Below are 21,954 nucleotides of genomic sequence, written 5' to 3'. Positions count from 1 at the left end.
TATGAAAAATCGTCTCATTATTCTTTTGTGTATTAGTTTTACTTTTTGCTTTTCTCAAAATTTAAAAATTCCTACAGATACAACCTACACAACCAACCATTCTGTTACGATTAAAGGCAAACAAATCAATTATAAAGCTGAAACAGGATTTCAACCTGTTTGGGATGATGAGGGTCAAATGATTGCCTCTCTTTATTATACCTATTACAAAAGAACTAACGACGCTAAAGACAAGAATAGACCAATTGTGTATTCGTTTAACGGTGGGCCAGGTTCTGCTTCACTCTGGATGCATATTGCGTATACGGGACCAAAAGTTCTTAATATTGACGCTGAAGGCTACCCGGTACAACCTTACGGTGTAAAAGATAATCCTAATTCTATTTTAGACGTTGCCGATATTGTATTCATAAACCCTGTAAATACGGGATACTCTAGAAAAGTAGCTGATAAAGAAGGTAAAATGCCGGACGATAAATTATTTTTCGGAGTAAATGCTGATATTAAATATTTGGCGAGTTGGATGAATACCTTTACCACAAGGCATAACAAATGGCAATCACCTAAATACATTATCGGGGAAAGTTATGGAGGTACGCGTGTAATGGGATTATCGCTAGAATTACAGAATAATCAATGGATGTATTTAAATGGCGTAATTATGGTGTCTCCTGCAGATTATAAGGTTTTAAGAGTTGGCGGACCATTAGCGTCTAGCTTAAATTTACCGTATTACACCGCTGCTGCTTGGTATCATAAAATGCTAAATCCTACACTACAAAATAAAGATTTACTTGAAATACTACCTGAGGTTGAACATTTTGCGATTAATGATCTGATGCCTGCACTCGCAAAAGGTAGTTCAATTTCTAATGATGAAAAGCAAACCATTGCAAAACAGATGAGTTATTATTCTGGATTGTCGGAAAAAGTAATTACACAACAAAATTTAGATGTTCCAAATCGTTTTTTCTGGAAAGAATTACTTCGAGATAAAACCGGAGAGACGATAGGACGATTAGATTCTAGATATATCGGAATAGACAGAGTAGAAACTGGTACAAGTCCGGATTATAGTGCAGAACTCACCTCATGGTTACATTCTTTTACTCCGGCTATTAATTATTATATTCAGAATGAATTAGGCTTTAAAACAGACGTTAAATACAATGTGTTTGGTAATACAGGCCGATGGGATAACTCTAATGATAACACTAGAGAGAATTTACGCCAAGCAATGGCACAAAATCCTTATTTAAAAGTGTTGACACAATCTGGATATTATGATGGTGCAACCACTTATTTTTCTGCTAAGTATTCGCAATGGCAAGTTGATCCTAGCGGAAAGATGAAGGATCGTTTCTCTTTTAAAGGCTATAGAAGTGGACACATGATGTATTTGAGAAATGACGATTTAATTAAAGCGAATGACGATTTACGTGAGTTTATTGAAAATTCGCTTGCTAAAGGAAAATCCGCAAAATATTAATCTTTATATACATTAATATCAGTTAACAAGTCCATATACCCAAAGCCTACGTAATTATATTAGATCACTTAATTTTTTTAGAATGAAAGTCCCAAAATTCCCTACAAATGAAGAAGAACGTCTAATCGCTGTAAAGTCGTACAGCATTATAGACACACTACCAGAAAGCGATTATGATAACCTAACAGAACTCGCCGCAACCATCTGTGATGTTCCTATTGCTCTAATAACTATACTTGATAAACAGCGCAATTTTTTTAAATCCCATTACGGAATTTCTTTTAACGAATCTCCTAGAGAACTTTCATTTTGCGGGCATGCCATTTTAGAAGATGACATCTTTATTGTAAATGATGCTAGAGAAGATATGCGTTTTGTGGACAACCCATTGCTTGAAGAACAAAATGTTGTGTTTTATGCTGGTGTTCCGTTATTAGATCCGTCAGGATTTAAACTAGGCACAATATGTATTTTTGACCATATTCCTAGAGAACTAAGTGAGTCCCAAATAAAAGCTCTTAAAACCTTAGGAAAACAAGTTGTTAATCTTTTAGAATTAAGGAAAAAGAACACCAATCTAAATCTAATAAAAGGAGAGTTAGAAGAACGCAACACACAACTTAAATCTTTTGCTAGTCTTGTTTCACACGATTTAAAATCTCCTTTGTCAAATATTATAGCCTTAACCGATTTATTAAAAGAAGAAAATAAAAATAACCTCTCTGACGATTCACTTCAATATCTAGATTATATTGAAGATTCTACAACAGTTCTTAAAAATTACATTGATGGTATTTTAATGTATTACAGCGCAGACGAACTTCTTACATCAATAAAAGAAGATATTAAACTAAGTGAAATAGCTGACGATATTAAGCATATTCTTATTTCCGATAATGAGCAACTGTTATTTAATGATGCTCTAATCAAAAACATCAATAAAGCCGCATTATCTCAAATTCTAATAAATTTGGTTGACAATGCCCTTAAGTATAATAACAAAAAAGACCGTACAGTAGAAATTAAATATGAGTCACTGCTTACACATCATAAATTTAGTGTTATTGATAACGGCATCGGTATTCCTTTGAATCAACAAGAGCAAATTTTTGAAATCTTTAAAACTATAAAAAACGACTTTACTAAATCTAATACAGGTATTGGTTTAAGTACTGTAAAAAATTTAGTTAAAAAACTTAATGGGCAGATTTCTGTAGTTTCAGAAATAGGAAAAGGAAGTGCCTTTAATTTTACCATAGAATAATAATTTTGCAAAAAAAAAGCTGATAAACATATCGTCTATCAGCTTTATACCTTTTTATTAAAATATATCTATCCTTTTAACCAAGCTGTTCTCAACACTTTTTGTGCTTCTGTGGCGTTTTCATCTTCTATAATAGATTCACCTGCTGCATAAGCTTTAGTTAATGTTGTCTTTATCACTACTGGTTTTCCATCACGCTCTAAGTCCATCGTAATCTCCTCTCCTTCTTCCCATTCAAACATACCTTTAATGACATCATTTGCATTTATTAATGTTAATTCTCGGCCGTTTACTTTCTTTATAATATCACCAGCTACAATACCTTGTGATTTCCAAAACGAATTATTTAAAGCCATAGGAGAAAAGAAAATCACTCCTTTTTCTTGGTCACCATCAAAAATAATATTCTGTCCACCTGCGAAAATATAATTGGTTTCCACTTGTGTTTCTCCAATAGTTAAACCAACTAATCCTAAATAATCATTATAGTTAATTGGCACATCACCTTGAACGTGTGTTTTTAAGAATTCACCAACACTTGGGTACGTCATTGCTGTAATTTCAGCAATAAGATTATCGTCTACGAAAGGCTTATCCTTTCCGTACTTTGCTGATAATTCTTTCATTAATGATAACATACTTCTGTTACCATCACTTTCATGTCGCATCAAAATATCAATACACATTCCTATTAACGCGCCTTTCATATACACATTATAATATTGTGATGCATAAGGTTCGTCTAGAACATTTTCACTCATAATAGTAAAACTCATGGCATCATCTAAATGTTGTGTAGACGTTTCGATTTTAGACATCATGGTATTGTAAAAAGTGTTTTCATCTGTTAACCCTTCATACACTTGAAAATGTTGTGCAAAATATTCCGTTACACCTTCGTACATCCATAAATGCTTAGAAAATGTAGGCTGATTGTAATCAAAATAATGTACATCTTCAGAATGCACAGATAGCGGTGTTACGATATGAAAAAACTCATGAGCAACAACATCTATAATTGAAGCTTTAAGTCCTTCTAAAGAGCTGTTTTCACTAAAAACGGCAACCGTAGATGTATGGTGTTCTAAAGCACCAAAGCCTTTTGGAGATGTTTCATCTCCTTTAGATAAGTACACATAAATATCATAACGTGGCGTACTATTTACATCACCTAAATAGCTTTTTTGAGCTTCCATCATTTTATAAACCGTCTCTTTTAAACTTGCCGCAGTGTGTTTACCTGTAGGAGAATAAAGACTTAAGACAATTTTAATATCTCCAACCATAAATTCTTCAACATCTAGATTACCATACATCATTGGGTTATCCGTAATATCAAAATAACGTTGACCAAAATAGCTCGTTGTCATAGATTTACCATCCTCACTTACTTTAGAACCTTTATCTTCTAATGCCGAAGTCTTAATAAAATCTACTGGTGCGGTAACATCTACTGCATATTGGGCATTCTTCAACGCGTCGAAATAACCAATAAATCCATGAAGGTTTAAAACATAGTTATCCGCTTCGATATTTGTTCCTGCTGGTGAAAACGGCTGTTCTCCACCTATTCCACCATTGGTTTCAATATCAAATGTATCATTAACATAATATTGAAGTTTATCTAATTTAGTGGCTTCAGCAATGGTCCAAGTATTGTCATCTACCTTAATTGTGGCAAGTTCATTTCCATCATAATCGATGGCTTTAAAATCGTCTACATACTTTCCAAAATCACTAACAGAATAGGTTCCTTGCACAACTCTAGGCAATCTATATGTAACGGTTTCAGTGGTAAAACGACCAGGATTAATAGTTACTGGTACGCGATCATTATTTACAGCAGTTAAATCTAATGCTGTTTCTATAGGATGGCTTACGGCTAAATCATCTACTGATGTTTTTGCAGATCCACAACCGACTAAAACGATACTTAAGCCAAGAATGGCAAAATAATTCTTCATGTTAAAAATTTTATTTTTTTTAATAGACGCACAAATCTACAATGTGTTACTATTAAAAACCTAAAGGTTTTGTTAAATTCGCAGTATGTCACAACCCTTAGTTAGTATCGTCGTTCCATTTAAAAACACAGAAGTATTTATTGTTGAATGCATTAGGTCAATTTTAAATCAAACACATACAAATTGGGAAGTTATTTTTATTGATGATCACTCTGATGATAATTCATACAACATCGTTGATAGTTATGCACAAACAGATTTTAGAATAAAACTTTATAAAAATAACGGCAGTGGAATTATAGATGCTTTACAAACAGCCTATAAACAAAGTAGCGGAACTTACATCACCCGAATGGATAGTGACGATATGATGACTCCAATCCGGCTTGAAACCATGGTTAGCAATCTTGAAAAGCACGGTAGAAAACATTTAGCTGTTGGACAAGTAAAATATTTTAGAGCAGATGGATTAAGTGATGGCTTTGCACGTTATGAGCAATGGTTAAATTCTTTAACTGTTGAAGGTGAAAACTATTCAGAAATCTATAAAGAATGCGTTATTCCCTCTCCGTGTTGGATGTTGCATCGCGATGATTTTGACGCTTGTGACGGGTTTAATTCTAATATCTATCCTGAAGACTATGAATTAGCATTCCGATTTTATAAAGCTGGTTACACGTGTATTCCTTGCGATAAAGTGCTGCTTCATTGGCGAGATTACAGTACAAGAACCTCTAGAACCCACGAACATTATGCCGAAAATTCTTTTCTAGATCTTAAAGTCCATTATTTTTTAGAGTTGAATTATGATAAGACGAGACCATTAGTAATTTGGGGTGCAGGACACAAAGGAAAAACTTTAGCCAAAATTCTTTTAAAAGAAAACATTCCGTTTTATTGGATTTGCGATAACCCAAAGAAAATAGGAAAACACATATACGACCAAGAACTTTATAATTTTGATTATCTCGCAGAACTTAAACAACCACAAAGTATTGTAACTGTAGCTAATTCTGAAGCTCAAAAAGAGATTAAAAGCTATTTTGAAACCAAAAACACGGAACCGATGATTGATTATTTCTTTTTCTGTTAAAATTCTCAAAAGCGGAACGAGGTAATCACTAAGCATTCTATATATTTGAAGAGTAAAAAAAGTGGCTTAACAACTAAATGTCACATTGCGCGCAGTCGAAATGCATTGAACTAAATTTTCATTAGGTTTTCGACTGCGCTCAAACTGACAGAATAGTACCATTGTAAATTAGCAAACACAACTAACAACGCATGCAGTTTAAAAACCCAGAATTACTTTACGCACTATTTTTGCTGGTAGTTCCTATTCTTATACATTTATTTCAACTGCGACGATTTCAGAAAGTTGAATTTACCAATGTTAAGTTTTTAAAATCTGTAAAACTTCAAACGCGTAAAAGTTCTCAGCTAAAAAAATGGATTACACTATTAACGCGTATGCTGCTTTTGGCTTGTGTCATTATTGCATTTGCACAACCGTTTATTCCGAATACTGAAGATTTTAACGACACTCAAGAAACAGTTATTTATTTAGATAATTCCTTTAGCATGCAAGCTAATGGAAGTAATGGCACCTTGCTAAATGAAACGATTCAAGATATCATCAACACCTTACCAGAAGATGAATCTATCAGTTTATTTACTAACGATGCGACGTATAGAAACACCACGGTAAAAGCATTAAAAAATGATTTAATACAATTATCACATTCACCAACGCAGCTCAACTATGATGCTATTTATTTAAAAGGGAAACAATTGTTTTCTAACCAATCTGCTGCAACACGAAATTTAGTTTTAGTTTCCGATTTTCAACAAACTGAAACCCCTCTGAATTTTGAAATTGATAGTACCATTCAACTCAAATTGGTGCAACCAAAATCTACGTTAACTACAAATATTAGTATCGATAGTATTTATGTTTCCAATTCTACTGCGGAAACATTAGATTTAAATGTAAAATTATCTAGCGCTACAGCAGCAATTGATAATGTTTCAGTGTCCTTATTTAATGATGATGTTTTGCTAACTAAAAGCGCTGTAGATATTGAAAACGACGCTGAAACAACATTTACCATAGCCAACAATAAACTAATAAACGGAAAATTGGTGATTGATGATGCAGGCTTGCAATATGATAATTCGTTTTATTTTAATATCAACTCCAAACCTAAGATTAAGGTGTTAGCGATTAATGAAAATGCTGATGATTCTTTCTTAAATCGGATTTACACGGATGATGAGTTTGACTATAAAAGCTTCAAAATAAATACGCTTAATTTTAATTTAATTCCAGAGCAGAATCTCATCGTTTTAAATGAACTGAACGCGATTTCAAATGCCTTAAAAACAGCTTTAATAGCGTTTAAAAATGACGGAGGCAAACTAGTAATTATTCCTTCAAACAACATAGACTTAGAAACTTATAATCAAATATTTAGCGACTTAAACATTAATGCTTTTGGTAATCAGAATCCAAATAAAAAACAAATTACGAGCATTAACTATGACCATCCACTTTTAGCGAATGCTTTCTATTCTAAAGTCACTAACTTTCAATATCCTAAAGTCGAAAAGTCGTATAGTTTTTCTTCAAATTCAAATGCCGTTTTATCTTATGAAGATGGCTCTCCATTTTTAGTAGGAAACACAAATGCATATGCGTTTTCTTCAGCATTAAACTCAGAAAACTCAAATTTTAAAAATTCGCAATTAATAATTCCTGTGTTATATAATATGGGATTACAGAGTTTAAAACTGTCAAAATTATATTATACCATTGGGCAACCCAATACGATTGCCATTCAGACGGCTATTGGTCAAGATGATATTTTAACGTTAGATTTAGATGAGACTTCAGTTATTCCGCTTCAAAAAACATATAGTAAATCTGTCGTTTTAGAAACCGAAGATTTTCCGAATACGGCGGGCATTCTGAATGTAAAGAACAAGGAGACTATTCTTCAAAATTTAAGCTTCAATTACAATAGAGTTGAAAGCAACTTAAGTTACTACGATTTAAGTACTTTAAATAATGCTACAGTAGATCATAGCTTAGAAACGACCATTAATACTATAAAAAGTAGCACAAATATTAATGCGCTATGGAAATGGTTTGTTATTTTTGCACTAGCATTTTTAATAGTAGAAATGTTACTTCTAAAATATCTTAAATGAACGCACTCATAAAATCTGCAACCATCGTTGATTCTAAAAGTGATTTTCACAATGAAACGGTTGATATTTTAATTGAAAAAGGTCGTATTTCCAAGATCGCTAAACACATTACCAATCCTAAAAATTATAAAGAAATAATATTAGACAACTTGCATGTATCGCAAGGTTGGTTTGATAGTAGTGTATCTTTTGGAGAACCTGGTTATGAAGAACGCGAAACCATATCTAATGGATTAAAAACAGCCGCGAATTCTGGTTTTACAGCTGTGGCTTTAAACGCTAATTCTTTTCCTGTAATTGATAGTTATGCGGATATCACATTTGTAAAGTCTAAAGCTCAAAATAATGCGGTAAGCCTCTACCCTATTGGTGCCTTAACACAATTAAGCAAAGGTGAGGATTTAGCTGAGTTATTTGATATGACGAATGCCGGAGCCGTTGCTTTTTATGATTATCAAAACCCAATTTCTAATCCTAATCTTATGAAAATCGCATTGCAATACGCAAGTAATTTTGATGGTTTGGTATGCTCATTCCCACAAGAATCTCGAATTTCGGGACTCGGAGTCGTCAATGAACATATTAATAGCACCAAATTAGGTTTAAAAGGAAATCCTGCATTAGCAGAAGAATTACAAGTAGCAAGAGATTTATTTTTATTAGAATACACCGAGGGCAAACTTCATATACCTACCATTTCAACTGCTAAATCTGTTGAATTGATTAGAGCCGCAAAAGCTAAAAAGCTAGACGTAACTTGTAGTGTTGCTATTCATAATTTAATTTTTACCGATGACGTTTTAGAAGAGTTTGATACCAACTTTAAAGTGCTTCCTCCATTAAGAACTCAGCCCGATTGTGAGGCTTTAATTGAAGGCTTAAAAGATGGCACTATTGATATGGTGACTACAGATCATAACCCTATTGACATTGAGCATAAAAAAATTGAATTCGATTATGCGAAATACGGAACTATCGGATTAGAATCGGCTTTTGGTGCGCTGCAAACACTATTTACCACTAAGAAAACTATAAGCCTTTTAACACAAGGAAAATCTAGATTTAGAATTTCAGACACCACGATTAATGAAGGTGAAATTGCTGATTTAACGTTGTTTAATCCTGATTCTACTTACAAGTTTGGTATTAATAATATTACATCGCGTTCTAAGAATAGTGCTTTTTTAGGAACACCGCTTAAAGGTGAAACTTATGGTATTATCGCTAACGATAAAATTGTTTTAAAATAATGGATCAAAATACAATAGACGAAGGTAAAACTTTAGGTTTAGTTGCTTACTTAACCTTATTTGGCACTTTAATTGCGTTTTTTATGAATAAAGACAAGCGTAATCCGTTTACAGCATTTCACATTAAACAGGGTTTAGGATTAGGTTTAATGTACATCGTTATTGCTTTTGTTATTAGCAGTTTAGATAGTATGATGATTAGCATGTCCTTTTGGATTTTTTTTTCAGTATTATATCTCTATGGCATTTACGGAGCCATAACAGGTAAACTTAATAAGATACCATTACTTGGTGATTTCTTTCAAAAAGCATTTAATACTATTGGATAACAATTATGTCGAAACTACATTATATTACAAGACCTTCTACTTTAAAAGAAAACGCACTACTTTTAATTATGTGCCATGGTTATGGCAGTGATGAAAATGATTTATTTTCTTTTGCTTCAGAATTGCCGGAAGAATTAATGATTATTTCATTGAGAGCACCTTATGCTATGCAACCTTATGGCAATGCGTGGTATGCCATAAATTTTGATGCCGATAAAGGTAAATGGAGTGATAATGAGCAAGCGAAACAATCTGTAAATCTGATTGCTGAATTTATTGATTATGCTTGTGGGACTTATAACGTAGATTCAAAAAATGTAACCCTTTTAGGGTTTAGCCAAGGGACTATTTTAAGTTATGCTGTGGCATTAACGTATCCTGAAAAAGTGAAGAACATCGTGGCTTTGAGTGGTTATATTAATGAAGATATTTTACCAGATACAATAGACGAAAGTACGGTTTCTCATTTAAACTTCTTTTGTTCTCATGGCTCTGTAGACCAAGTTATTCCTGTAGATTGGGCTCAAAAAGCACCTGTGTTTTTAAAAGGTTTGAATATTAATCATGTATATTCAGAATATCCTGTTGGACATGGAGTTGCACCTCAGAATTTCTTCGATTTAAAAGCCTGGTTAGTTAAGTATATCTAATTCAATTTAGGATATAAGAAATACTCAACCAATTTATATTTAAGGTCATTATTTTCATCTATGGAATAAGTTAGAAAAATTTCGCCCCATAATGCACCATCTGTAAAATTGGCTACAATCCATTTATGATTCATTACTCTAACTTTATTAATCAATAATTTAGAATCTGTAGTAGACACATAAGGCACCATTGGGTGATCTTCGCCCTCATAGTCATTCATGTTATAAAGTCCTTCTACAATAGCAGGAATTAGTTGCTCAGTATCATAACCTAAAGCTTCAAAATAATTATAGGCATCCTCATTTCTATCGATGCTAAAATAACTCAACTCAAAGTTTTGCTCTTCTAAAGTCTTTATAGCCGCTTCTTTTTCAGAAACTTTAGCCTTAACTTTTACGATATCTGCTTCGTATTTTTCAATAATATTTTTTGAATTCACATATTGGAAAACAAGTAACAATAGTGAGAAAATGAATAAATACATTAAAATTTTATTCTTCATATCTAAATAGTAATTTTTAAATTATCGTAAGCTAAAAAAACGTTTTCTGGCAATGCTTTTTGCACATCATCATGAAACCCTAATAAATGACTTATATGTGTTAAGTACGTACGCTTAGGTTTTACTTTGGCAATAAAATCTAAAGCTTCTTCTAAATTAAAATGTGAAATATGTGGCTTTATACGTAAAGCATTCACCACTAAAACATCTAAATTTTGAAGCTTTTCTATTTCAGAATCAGCAATCGTTTTCATATCTGTTAAGTATGCAAAATTATGAAATCGATAACCAAAAACCTGAAGTTTATAATGCAAACCATCAATAGGAATAACATTAAGGTTACCGGCTAAAAATGGTTCGTTCTTAACTTCGATTTTAGTGACACTCGGCACACCAGGATACTTATTCTCTGTGGTAAAAATATAATCAAAACGTTTCTCTAAAGCATTAAAAACACGCTGATGGGCATACAAATCGATATCTCCTTGTCTAAAAAAGAACGGCCTAATATCATCTAATCCCATGGTATGATCGGCATGTTCATGTGTAAAAATGACCCCATCAATTTTAGAAACTTCAGCTCTAAGCATTTGCTGTCTAAAATCTGGACCACAATCTACCACAAACGTAAAATCATCCCATTCTACTAATATTGAAACACGTAGGCGTTTATCTTTAGGGTTGTCACTTAAACACACAGGATGATCGCTTCCTATAATTGGAATTCCTTGTGATGTACCTGTTCCTAAAAATGTAACTTTCAATATGCTTTAGTTTAATAAAATTACTTCGAATTGAAAACCCCTTAAAAAATCAGTCGTATTTCCTTTATATATCATCATAAAGTGAAAAAATGACCTATTCAAATGTTATATTTTCAATTTGGAGATCCGACGACAAAAATAAACTTATTTTTTTGTTTGCAATAGTAAAACAGTACCTTTGCCAAAACGATGCATACCCAATATCTATGAAGGACATAACGTACACTGGTGACTCAGATTTCGAAAATATTCCGTCTCTAAAAGACAAAGCTTTACGTATTAATCTTAATGCTGACATTTACGGAACGTTTTCTGAAATTGGAGCAGGACAAGAGACTGTACGTCATTTTTTTAGAGCAGGAGGTGCATCTGGTACTATTGCGAAAGCAATGTCTGCTTACGACAAGGATTTTAGTGATGCTATTTACGGAATTGAAGATGATAAGCGTTATGTAACTGAAGCGCGACTTCGAAAGATGTTAAATCACGAAGTGAATTTAATGGAAGAGCGAATTACGAGAGAGAAACACCCTAATAAAATATTTTTCTCTTATGCTAACACTGTTACAACTATTGATTTTGCAAAACAATTTAAAGGTCATGGTTGGGTTGGCATAAAATATCAAGTAGGCCCAAACCAAGAGTATAACGATATCATTATTCACGTTCGTTTTAAGGAAAATGATGCACGTTTACAGCAAGAAACACTTGGTAAATTAGGAACTAACCTAATATATGGTGCATTTTATAAATACAATCAGCCTCGTAAATTATTACGTTATTTATACGATCATTTAGACAAAGATCAATTAGAAATTGATACGATTAATTTCTCTGGTCCTGTTTTTGAAAATGTGGATAACCGTTTAATGAGTCTTCAGCTTGTTAAAAATGGTATGACAGATGCCGTAATGTTTGCTCCAGATGGAAATAACGTTTTACCGGCACGTGTACTTTATAAAAAGAACATTTTAACCTTAAGAGGTAGTTTTAGACCTGTAACCAAAGTTAATATGGACATGTTTGAGAAATCTTACGAAATGTTCATTAAAGAGAATAAGGTCGAAAAAGAAAAAACACAAGTTATTTTTGAAATTACCTTATCTAACTTAAGGGCAGAAGGTAAAATTGATGAGCAAGATTTTATGGATCGTGCAAAACTCTTATGTTCTTTAGGACAAACGGTATTGATTTCTAATTTCCAAGAATATTATAAATTAGTAGAATACTTCTCTCAATATTCTAGAGCTAGAATGGGATTAGCCATGGGAGTAAATAACCTCGTTGACATTTTTGATGAAAAATATTATCGTCATTTAAGTGGAGGAATTCTAGAAGCCTTTGGAAAATTATTTTACAAGGATTTACGTGTGTATTTATACCCTATGGTAAACAATGATGGTAGCTTAACGACTAGCGAAAATCTAAAAGTACATCCTCGTATGAAAGAGCTTTATAAGTTCTTTAAATATAACGGTAAGGTCGTTGACATCACAGATTATGACATATCTAACCTATCTGTGTTCTCAAGAACAGTTCTTAAAATGATTGTGGACAATGAAAAAGGATGGGAAAAAATGTTACCAGAAGGAGTTTCGAAATTAATTAAAGAAAAGAGTTTATTTGGCTGTGAATCTGAAGAGGTTATGCATAAAAATTAATATCAAATTACATAATAAAAAAAGCGACCATTCATCTACTAAGCGTAGTATAATGGTCGCTTTTTTTTTGTTTAAGAATTATGTCTTATTCTCCTAATATTTGCTCTGCATGCGCTTTTGTTTTCACCTTTGCAATGACATCTTCTATAACTCCGTTTTCATCTATAACAAATGTCGTGCGATGAATGCCATCATATTCTTTACCCATAAATTTCTTTGGTCCCCAAACTCCGAAAGCTTCAATTACAGCTTTATCTTCATCTGCTAATAATGGATATTGAAACTCGTATTTGTTCTTAAAATTAGATTGTCTTTTAGTACTATCCGCACTTACTCCTAAAATTTCATAACCTTTAGTTTTAAATCGCTCATAGTTATCATTAAGGTTACAAGCTTCTGCGGTACAACCCGGTGTACTTGCTTTAGGATAAAAGAATACAACTAATTTTTTACCTTTATAATCTGATAATGAGATCGTATTACCAAGTTCGTCTTTTGCTGAAAAATCTGGTGCCTTATCTCCTACTTTTAAATGTGTCATAATTACGTAAATTTGTATTAAATCTCTGATTAGGTAAAAATACAAAATGACTAAACAAGAAAAAGTAAATTTCATTATAAATACATTGTATAAATTATATCCTGAAATTCCCGTTCCATTAGACCATAAGGATCCATATACATTGTTGATTGCCGTTCTAATGTCTGCGCAAAGCACAGATGTACGCGTCAATAAAATAACACCTCTATTATTTGAACGTGCAGACAATCCTTATGATATGATTAAGTTGAGTGTTGAAGAGATTAGAGAGATTATAAAACCTGTTGGCTTATCACCCATGAAAAGCAAAGGGATTCATGGATTGTCACATATCTTAATTGACAAACATAATGGTGAAGTTCCAAAAACGTACGAAGCATTAGAAGAATTACCAGCTGTTGGACACAAAACGGCTGCTGTGGTTTTATCACAAGCTTTTGGAATTCCTGCGTTTCCTGTAGATACACATATTCATCGTTTAATGTATCGCTGGAATTTAACCAATGGTAAAAACGTAGTACAAACCGAAAAAGATGCTAAACGTATATTTCCAGAAGAGCTATGGAACGACCTACACCTTCAAATAATATGGTATGGTAGACAATATTCACCTGCTCGTGGTTGGGACTTAGAAAAAGATATTATTACGAAGACTATTGGTAGAAAATCCGTTTTGGATGACTATTATAAAAAGAAGAAGAAATAGTGTTCCGTATTCAGTGTTCAGTGTTCAGTGTTCAGTGTTCAGTGTTTCGATTGTAGCTAGAACCTTCATAGAAATTAAATAGGTGCATTGGTACAATTCTTGATGCCTTATCAGAAACCATTAATCAATGAAAAAACTAATCATTCTCCTTTTAGCTTTTGTTGTGACTTCTTGTATCCCGGTGAAAGTTGCACCTAAATTTAAGAATCAAGATTATAAGATAATGCAGGCTAAGAAGTTTCAAAAGAAAATGCCTAGAGAAACAGCTTTCATTTTCAAAGATTCAAAAGATGCCGAGGAATTCTACAATTACATCAATAAAAAATACAGATTAAATGATATTGATGTTGGTTACAATGTGCCTTTTCAACTGAATGGTGAAACCCTTTATTTATCTTATCATGAAGCCGAACGTACAGATAAAAACGTAAATCTTCCTCTAGTTTTAATTGATGCAAAACGCGAAAGCAACGGAAATTCAAGACTATTTGAAGACAACTACACAAGTAGAACTGGTCATTGGTATATTATTCTAACAGTTTATGACAATGACATAAAAAACTGTTTAAAGGAGAAACACCCATTAAAAGAAAAAACTATTCAATATCTTAAAGATTTAAAACAAGAATATCTAAATACTCAGAACTACGAAGAATTGCTTTTAACAAAAAAATCCTGACTTTTTACATCAGGGTTTTTTATTAATTGAGAAGCGCTTCAAACTTCATTTTATTATAATCTATAACACTTAAAGCTTTTGAGTAATTCAAAAGGAAACGTATCGTTTCATCTTTTGGTATTAGGTTATTATGTTTTGGGGAAGCATGAGAGTAAATTTTTGCCATTTTAACAATTTAAGAGTTTATATATAGCAAAAACGCACTTCTATGTGCTTTATTGTATCAATTGGTTAAAATGATATTGTTTTGGTCAATTACTTTACGCATATTAATTAAGGCGTAACGCATTCTTCCTAAAGCCGTATTAATACTTACACCTGTACGCTCAGAGATTTCTTTAAAACTCATGTCTTGATACATACGCATTAAAAGCACTTGCTTTTGGTCTTCTGGCAATTCTTCAATAATACGTCTTACATCAGATTCCACTTGGTCTTTTATAAGTACTTTTTCAGCATTTAACGTAGAATCGCTTAATACAGAAAAAATACTAAACTCACCTGTATTATCGAATTTTGGCATACGACTATTTTTTCTAAAGTGATCGATAACCAAATTATGTGCAATACGCATAACCCAAGGTAAAAATTTTCCCTCCTCGTTATATTTACCGCGTTTTAAATTCTTAATAACCTTAATAAAGGTATCCTGAAAAACATCTTCAGTAATATCTCTATCGTAGACTTTAGAATAAATGAAACTGTAAATTTTTTGCTTATGCCTTTCTATTAAAATTGAAAGTGCATACTCATTGCCATTAATATAGTTGCTGACCAACTCTGCGTCTTGGATAAGTTCTTTTTCCATAATAATTACTTTAGTACTTAGCAGTTGCTTACTAAGTTTGGGGTTACTAGCTGTTTTCTAAAAGTAATATTATGCTATACGCAGGTGTTTTTAAATTGTGAATACGTTTCAAATATAACAACAATCATTCCAATTAAGCAAAGAAAAGGACTAAACTTTAACATTTTGTCGGATAAAGCACTCCTTTTGCGGATGAAAACTAAATCATATGATGCACTCTTAAGCCCAACTCTCTTGACCTAACGAAATGTAGCAGTTATCTTAATCTTTATTTTGTATTATAGTATCTTTGCAAACTTAGAGATCAAAATAACCTATGAATACTACTAATTTAGACGTTAGCCCAAAGGAAAATATCATAATTAAAGGAGCAAGCCTTCACAATCTTAAGAATATTGATGTTGTTATTCCACGTAATAAATTGGTTGTTATTACAGGTTTATCAGGTTCTGGGAAGTCGAGTTTAGCCTTTGATACACTTTATGCAGAAGGTCAAAGACGTTACGTAGAAAGCTTAAGTAGTTATGCGCGTCAGTTTTTAGGACGACTCAATAAACCTAAAGTAGATTATATTAAAGGTATTGCGCCTGCGATTGCGATAGAGCAAAAAGTAAACTCTACAAATCCACGTTCAACTGTTGGTACAACGACAGAAATTTACGATTACCTAAAATTATTATTTGCGCGTATAGGAAAAACCTACTCTCCTATTTCGGGTGAAGAAGTCAAAAAACATACCGTTTCGGATGTCATTAATTATATTTCAAAATCTGAAGAAGGCAGCAAATTATTACTTTTAGCTCCTATTATATTAGAAGAAGGCCGAACGTTAGAAAACAAACTTCAAACCTTACAACAGCAAGGTTATGCCCGTATAAAAGTAAAAGACGATGTTGTTAGAATTGATGATGCCTTAAAACAAAACATTTCTTCAGTTGATGGTTTATTTTTAGTTGTGGATAGAATTGTCTTTAAAAATGAAGAAGATTTTCTAAACCGATTAGCAGATGCTGTCGGGACTGCTTTTTATGAAGGAGTTGGTACATGTTTAATTGAATCCCTTTCTGATAAAAAACAAACCGTATTTAATAATAAGTTCGAAATTGACGGAATGTCGTTTTTGGAACCTAACGCACATTTATTCAGTTTTAATAATCCTTATGGAGCTTGTCCAAAATGCGAAGGTTATGGTGATGTTATTGGTATTGATGACGATCTCGTCATTCCAAATACTGAGCTATCAGTTTTCGAAAATGCCATTTTCCCTTGGAGAGGTGAAAGTATGAGCTGGTACAGAGATCAGTTGGTTAATAATTCGCACGAATTTGATTTCCCTATTCACAAACCTTATTTTCAATTAAGTGACGCCAATAAAGCCCTCATTTGGAAAGGTAATAAGTACTTTGAAGGTTTAGATACGTTCTTTGCTGAACTAGAATCGAAAGCTTATAAAATTCAGAATCGTGTGATGCTATCGCGCTACCGTGGTAAAACAAAATGTAATGTTTGTAAAGGAAAACGCTTACGTATTGATGCCAGTTATGTAAAAATAGATAAAGCAACAATCACCGATTTAGTTGATCTACCTATAGATGAATTAATTGTGTTTTTTGAAAAATTAAAGTTGAACGAGAGTGATGCTAAAATCGCAAAACGTTTGCTTACCGAAATTAATACACGATTAGAGTTTTTATCTAATGTAGGCTTAAATTATTTAACCTTAAATCGAAAATCTAACACACTTTCTGGTGGAGAAAGTCAGCGTATAAACTTAGCGACATCATTAGGGAGTAGCCTAGTTGGTTCCATGTATATTTTAGATGAACCAAGTATTGGCTTACATCCAAAAGACACGGAACGCTTAATTGATGTTTTAAAATCTCTACGCGATTTAGGAAATACAGTTATCGTCGTAGAACATGATGAAGATATTATGAAAGCGGCGGATTCCATTATTGATATCGGACCAGAAGCCGGAACTCTAGGAGGTGAAGTGGTTGCTGTTGGTAATTTTGAAGAGATTCTATCTGCAGATACACTCACCGCGAAATACTTAAATGGAGACTTGGAAATTGAAGTCCCGAAAAAACGAAGAACTTCAAAATACAATATCGAAATTGTTGGTGCTCGCGAAAACAACTTAAAAAATGTAACGGTTAATTTTCCATTAGAAATGCTAACGGTTATTACAGGTGTTTCTGGTAGTGGAAAAAGTACATTAATTAAAAAGATATTATTTCCTGCCATTCAAAAAAAGCTTACCGGATTTAGTGATAAAATCGGTCAGGTATCAGAAATAAAAGGCAATCATAGTAATATTCAACATGTAGAATTTGTAGATCAGAACCCTATTGGTCGTTCGTCCCGTTCTAATCCTGTGACTTATATTAAAGCTTATGATGATATTAGAGCTTTATTTGCCTCTCAAAAATTAAGTAATATCCGTAATTATGCGGCCAAACACTTTAGTTTTAATGTCGATGGTGGCCGTTGTGAAACCTGTAAAGGTGAAGGTGAAGTTACCATTGAAATGCAGTTTATGGCAGATGTGCATTTAACTTGTGAAACCTGTGGAGGTAAACGCTTTAAAAAAGAAGTATTAGAAGTTAAGTTTGAAGGTAAATCTATTGATGATATTCTAAACCTTACGATTGATGATGCTATAGACTTCTTTAAAACTTATAAACAAACTAAAATTCAAGGAAAGTTACAACCGCTGCAAGATGTTGGTTTGGGCTATGTTACTTTAGGACAGTCCTCTTCTACCCTTTCTGGTGGTGAAGCGCAACGAATTAAGCTCGCTACATTTTTAGGAAAAGGAAGTAAAAGTGATAATGCGCTTTTTATATTCGATGAACCTACAACCGGACTTCATTTTCACGATATAAAGAAGTTATTAAAATCGTTTCAAGCATTAATTGCTAAAGGCCATTCTATTATAGTCATTGAACATAATATTGATTTAATAAAATGTGCCGATTACATCATTGATTTGGGACCTGAAGGAGGAAAACACGGAGGGCAACTCGTTGCTTCGGGTACACCTGAAGACATCGTAAAAAACAAGAATTCGGTTACAGGGAAATACCTTCAAGAAAAATTATAAGATGGATTTACCTGAAGGTTTTCATAAGGAAGTTATTGAAGCTAGAGAAAATGTGCTTAGTAATACTACAGAATCTAAAGTTTCAACCTCTCCTTTAAAGCCTGGCGGAGCCAATTTTAAAACGAATGTTTTAATTCAAGCATCTCCTTCTAAATTAACATATAAACCTTCAATTGGTGCCGCACTCTTCAGTTTTATATTTTTAGCTGTTGGTTTAGGGGTTTTATTTTATGCCTTATTTCCCTTATTTCAATCCCATATAGAATCCGTTTCTATCCCTTGGTTTTTAATCCTTTTTGGTCTCATTTTTTCTGGCGCAGGAGGTTTCATGTTTTATCTGTTTTACAAACCGAGAGTTTTCGACAAGCAACAAGGTCTTTATTATACCACTTACGCATTCAAAGGTCATCAGTCTAAAAGAAAACTATCTAAAGATTATTTATCATTACAATCAATAATTGCCATTCAAATTATAGGAGAGCATGTAAAAAGTGACGATGGTTCTTATAAAAGTTTTGAACTAAATTTGGTTTTAGAGGATGCGTCTCGAAGAAATGTCGTGGACCATGGTAACTTAAAAGCTATCATTAACGATGCTGAGATGTTGAGCGAATTTCTAAATATTCCTATTTGGCATGCGAGTTCTATGAATAGTTTCTAGCTCACTTTTCTTCACTAAGCATTACAATTATCTATTACCATATTAAAAACTACTTAAATTATATAGCTAGTGTATTTCCTACTTATTATGATGTGAATGCGAGATTATATATTCTTAATTTTCTTGCGATAAGATTTTAGTAACTGTTCTTATATTTTCTTCAGTTATAAATAGTTTTTTTTAGAAAGAATAGAGAATGAATGCTTCAACTAAATAATTATATTTGCCCACTATATGATAGAGTTTCTATTCTTAATTAAGTTAATCGTAGCCATAGCATTTGTTATAGGCTTATCGGTTATTGCTGAGAATGTAAGCCCAAAAGTTGCAGGAATTTTATCAGGCTATCCTTCTGGTTCTGCTATAACGTTATTCTTTTTTGGATTAGAAGTTAACCCTGAATTTGCAGCAGAAAGTGCCGTTTATAATATGATTGGATTGAGTGCCACCTTATCCTTTGTTTATATTTATTACATAGCATCAAGGCACTTTAAAAAATATAATATTCTATTGTCTTCTTTGTGTGCCATAATTGGCTACTTTGTTATTGTTTCATTGTTACAACGTATTGAAATTAATAAATACATCGCCATATTAATTCCGATTGCATTTTCATTTCTATACATCTATCTTTTCAAAAGTATTAAGAATATTAATATCCAGACTAAGGTAAAACTCAACTATAGAATTCTATTTGTGAGAGCCTTTTTTGCAGCCTTAATTATTTTGGTAATTACGAGTGTCCCAAAATTTGTAGGATCTACTTGGGCTGGACTTTTTTCTGCTTTCCCTACCACGCTTTTTCCTTTAATGTTAATCATTCATTTTACCTATTCAAAAGAACATGTACATACAGTGATTAAAAATGTGCCATTTGGTATGTTTTCGTTAATCATTTATTCATTAACAATATCAATCGTCTACCCCTTATTTGGAATATATATAGGTACCCTTATATCATTTGGGGTAGCAACAATCTATCTCGTTGTTTACAAAAAAACATTAAACATTATGGACAAAAGTAAACGCACCTATTAATTCATACGCTTAGTTCCTGTGTCTATGTTTTGTTAAGTTCTGCAGAACGACTTGTTGTTTTCATAACTCACTTTACTGGTCATAAAGGCTGTAGTTTAAGAAAAACAAAAAAATTATAAAAGGAAGCATTTTAATGTTAAAACAACAAGCAGCAACCTACTGTAATATTGATAATTACGCCCTTAAATATTGTGTCAATTATACAGTTTTATTTTTTGGCACACTGGGTCTTTTAATGATTAGTAGTACAAAAACGAAATAATTCCTAAGATCGTAAGCGAAAACGGTAATACAAGCGACATAAATAAAAAGCCAATTACACCCGTTTTAACGAAACTTAAAAGCCAATGCTGTCTATAAAATCTTGCTATTGCAACTACTAAGTAAAAGAAGGTTGAAAATGCAATAAGCCAATCTATCCAATCTGGTATGTCTATTAACCATCTATTTATTGAAAACATGATACTAAATAAGGTGAACAAGAAGGAAAAATAATAAAAACTAAACACCAAATGATGTGAATATCTACCTTTATTAAAAAAGAATAGTTTCAATAAAAGTGCAAAAAGTGGCAATAAGAAAAACATAGCTAATGGAATGCTATCTATAAAGGTTTGGTAAATTTGTCCAAGTCCCATGGTTTTATAAAACTTAAGTATTTGACTATAAAACTTTCGTTTTATAGAACCTGCATTATCAGACATTCCCATATGTTTATATAGCGTTTCATCCGATGCTCCTGTAGCAATTATGGAGTCCATTTCCCTTTCATTAAAAGTAAATGATGTTCCAAAATTCTTTTTAGGCACTTTAATTCTTGAGAGGGAATCTATAACTTTTAAATCATCGTCATCTAATCCTATGGTGAAGCTATTATCTCTGAGGGGTTTTAAATAATTATTTATAGCAATAGAATCTTGAGGAATACTATCTTGGGTTAAAACTTTTTCAGATCGACTCGCCAAGACTTCTTCCATGCCTTTATCTATATCTTCTCTGAATTCTCTAGAATAAAAACTAGATAAAAAGAAAAACACCACTGAGATAAACAAATACATCTGGGCAGGATGCAGATACATTAAACGTTTTCCGTTTATAAATTCCTTGGCCAAATAACCAGGCTTAAATAGTAAAGGAAAAAAACTTTTAAAAAAGCGTGCATCAAAGGAAAAGTAATTACTAATGGTATTATAAAACAAAACACCTATCGTAAGTTCGTCATTTGATTTTTGACCACAATGTGGGCAAAATTGAAAATCCGCATCAAAAGGTTGCTCACAATTTTTACAGTCTACTTGGTTGGTACTCATAATTGATGGTTAGTCTAGTTT

20 protein-coding genes are annotated in these 21,954 nt (G+C 32.6%); 13 read left to right on the top strand and 7 right to left on the bottom strand.

What is annotated here, in order from left to right; translation table 11 throughout:
* Nucleotide 1 precedes the first annotated feature (1 nt).
* Nucleotides 2–1,489, top strand: a complete 1,488-nt coding sequence (locus DFQ09_RS05360) for a S10 family peptidase (protein WP_115808631.1) — start codon at nt 2–4, stop codon at nt 1,487–1,489.
* 82 nt (nt 1,490–1,571) lie between these two features.
* On the top strand, nt 1,572–2,753 hold the full coding sequence (locus DFQ09_RS05355; protein ID WP_115808630.1) for a sensor histidine kinase: 1,182 nt from the start codon (nt 1,572–1,574) through the stop codon (nt 2,751–2,753).
* A 68-nt stretch (nt 2,754–2,821) separates the two neighbouring features.
* On the opposite strand, the gene DFQ09_RS05350 is transcribed toward DFQ09_RS05355, so the two are convergent.
* Entirely contained in the window at nt 2,822–4,717 is a 1,896-nt protein-coding gene (locus DFQ09_RS05350; RefSeq protein WP_115808629.1) for a M61 family metallopeptidase, read from the bottom strand.
* A gap of 85 nt (nt 4,718–4,802) precedes the next feature.
* On the opposite strand from DFQ09_RS05350, the gene DFQ09_RS05345 reads away from it, so the two are divergent.
* The 5 genes from DFQ09_RS05345 (at nt 4,803) to DFQ09_RS05325 (ending at nt 10,156) form a co-directional block, all read left to right on the top strand.
* Nucleotides 4,803–5,810, top strand: a complete 1,008-nt coding sequence (locus DFQ09_RS05345) for a glycosyltransferase (RefSeq protein WP_115808628.1) — start codon at nt 4,803–4,805, stop codon at nt 5,808–5,810.
* A gap of 191 nt (nt 5,811–6,001) precedes the next feature.
* Entirely contained in the window at nt 6,002–7,927 is a 1,926-nt protein-coding gene (locus DFQ09_RS05340) for a BatA domain-containing protein (protein WP_115808627.1), read from the top strand.
* On the top strand, nt 7,924–9,177 hold the full coding sequence (locus DFQ09_RS05335; protein ID WP_115808626.1) for a dihydroorotase: 1,254 nt from the start codon (nt 7,924–7,926) through the stop codon (nt 9,175–9,177). The genes DFQ09_RS05340 and DFQ09_RS05335 overlap by 4 nt, the downstream gene beginning before the upstream one ends.
* The gene (locus DFQ09_RS05330) at nt 9,177–9,506 is read left to right on the top strand and encodes a hypothetical protein (RefSeq protein WP_115808625.1); all 330 of its coding nucleotides are present in this window, start codon (nt 9,177–9,179) and stop codon (nt 9,504–9,506) included. Before DFQ09_RS05335 ends, DFQ09_RS05330 begins: the two co-directional genes overlap by 1 nt.
* A 5-nt stretch (nt 9,507–9,511) precedes the next feature.
* Complete coding sequence (locus DFQ09_RS05325) at nt 9,512–10,156, top strand: alpha/beta hydrolase (protein WP_115808624.1); 645 nt, start codon at nt 9,512–9,514, stop codon at nt 10,154–10,156.
* Here DFQ09_RS05325 and DFQ09_RS05320 read toward each other — a convergent pair.
* Entirely contained in the window at nt 10,153–10,659 is a 507-nt protein-coding gene (locus tag DFQ09_RS05320; protein WP_245940310.1) for a DUF4315 family protein, read from the bottom strand. The two genes, DFQ09_RS05325 and DFQ09_RS05320, sit on opposite strands and share 4 nt — an antisense overlap.
* A 2-nt stretch (nt 10,660–10,661) precedes the next feature.
* Nucleotides 10,662–11,423: an MBL fold metallo-hydrolase gene (locus DFQ09_RS05315; RefSeq protein WP_115808623.1), complete on the bottom strand. Its 762-nt coding sequence runs from the start codon at nt 11,421–11,423 to the stop codon at nt 10,662–10,664.
* 206 nt (nt 11,424–11,629) lie between these two features.
* On the opposite strand from DFQ09_RS05315, the gene DFQ09_RS05310 reads away from it, so the two are divergent.
* Nucleotides 11,630–13,084 carry a TonB-dependent receptor gene (locus tag DFQ09_RS05310; protein WP_115808622.1) on the top strand — a complete coding sequence of 485 codons (1,455 nt, stop codon included), beginning with the start codon at nt 11,630–11,632 and terminating at the stop codon, nt 13,082–13,084.
* 85 nt (nt 13,085–13,169) lie between these two features.
* On the opposite strand, the gene bcp is transcribed toward DFQ09_RS05310, so the two are convergent.
* A complete protein-coding gene (gene bcp, locus DFQ09_RS05305; protein WP_115808972.1) occupies nt 13,170–13,625 on the bottom strand; it encodes a thioredoxin-dependent thiol peroxidase in 456 nt (151 codons plus the stop codon).
* Nucleotides 13,626–13,671: 46 nt separating this feature from the next.
* On the opposite strand from bcp, the gene DFQ09_RS05300 reads away from it, so the two are divergent.
* Both DFQ09_RS05300 and DFQ09_RS05295 read left to right on the top strand, forming a co-directional pair.
* Nucleotides 13,672–14,331, top strand: coding sequence for an endonuclease III domain-containing protein (locus DFQ09_RS05300; protein WP_115808621.1), 660 nt, complete (start codon nt 13,672–13,674; stop codon nt 14,329–14,331).
* A 127-nt stretch (nt 14,332–14,458) separates the two neighbouring features.
* A complete protein-coding gene (locus tag DFQ09_RS05295; protein WP_115808620.1) occupies nt 14,459–15,010 on the top strand; it encodes a hypothetical protein in 552 nt (183 codons plus the stop codon).
* A 22-nt stretch (nt 15,011–15,032) separates the two neighbouring features.
* Here DFQ09_RS05295 and DFQ09_RS18860 read toward each other — a convergent pair whose 3' ends face one another.
* Together DFQ09_RS18860 and DFQ09_RS05290 are read right to left on the bottom strand one after the other, a co-directional pair.
* Nucleotides 15,033–15,176, bottom strand: coding sequence for a hypothetical protein (locus DFQ09_RS18860; protein ID WP_179347876.1), 144 nt, complete (start codon nt 15,174–15,176; stop codon nt 15,033–15,035).
* A gap of 57 nt (nt 15,177–15,233) precedes the next feature.
* Nucleotides 15,234–15,818 (bottom strand): RNA polymerase sigma factor, encoded by a 585-nt coding sequence (locus tag DFQ09_RS05290; protein WP_020897844.1) that lies wholly within the window; start codon nt 15,816–15,818, stop codon nt 15,234–15,236.
* A 316-nt stretch (nt 15,819–16,134) separates the two neighbouring features.
* Between DFQ09_RS05290 and uvrA the strand changes: the two genes are divergently transcribed.
* From uvrA to DFQ09_RS05275, 3 genes are all read left to right on the top strand, one after another.
* On the top strand, nt 16,135–18,924 hold the full coding sequence (gene uvrA, locus DFQ09_RS05285; protein ID WP_115808619.1) for an excinuclease ABC subunit UvrA: 2,790 nt from the start codon (nt 16,135–16,137) through the stop codon (nt 18,922–18,924).
* A 1-nt stretch (nt 18,925) separates the two neighbouring features.
* A complete protein-coding gene (locus DFQ09_RS05280; protein WP_115808618.1) occupies nt 18,926–19,585 on the top strand; it encodes a hypothetical protein in 660 nt (219 codons plus the stop codon).
* Nucleotides 19,586–19,819: 234 nt separating this feature from the next.
* Nucleotides 19,820–20,623 carry a hypothetical protein gene (locus DFQ09_RS05275; protein ID WP_115808617.1) on the top strand — a complete coding sequence of 268 codons (804 nt, stop codon included), beginning with the start codon at nt 19,820–19,822 and terminating at the stop codon, nt 20,621–20,623.
* A 239-nt stretch (nt 20,624–20,862) separates the two neighbouring features.
* Here DFQ09_RS05275 and DFQ09_RS05270 read toward each other — a convergent pair whose 3' ends face one another.
* Nucleotides 20,863–21,933: a DUF3667 domain-containing protein gene (locus DFQ09_RS05270; RefSeq protein WP_115808616.1), complete on the bottom strand. Its 1,071-nt coding sequence runs from the start codon at nt 21,931–21,933 to the stop codon at nt 20,863–20,865.
* Nucleotides 21,934–21,954: the final 21 nt, after the last annotated feature.

The organism is Winogradskyella pacifica (genome assembly GCF_003386275.1).
In the GTDB taxonomy this organism is placed as follows: Bacteria; Bacteroidota; Bacteroidia; order Flavobacteriales; family Flavobacteriaceae; genus Winogradskyella; species Winogradskyella pacifica.
This window is presented reverse-complemented; position numbering and strand designations above follow the sequence as displayed.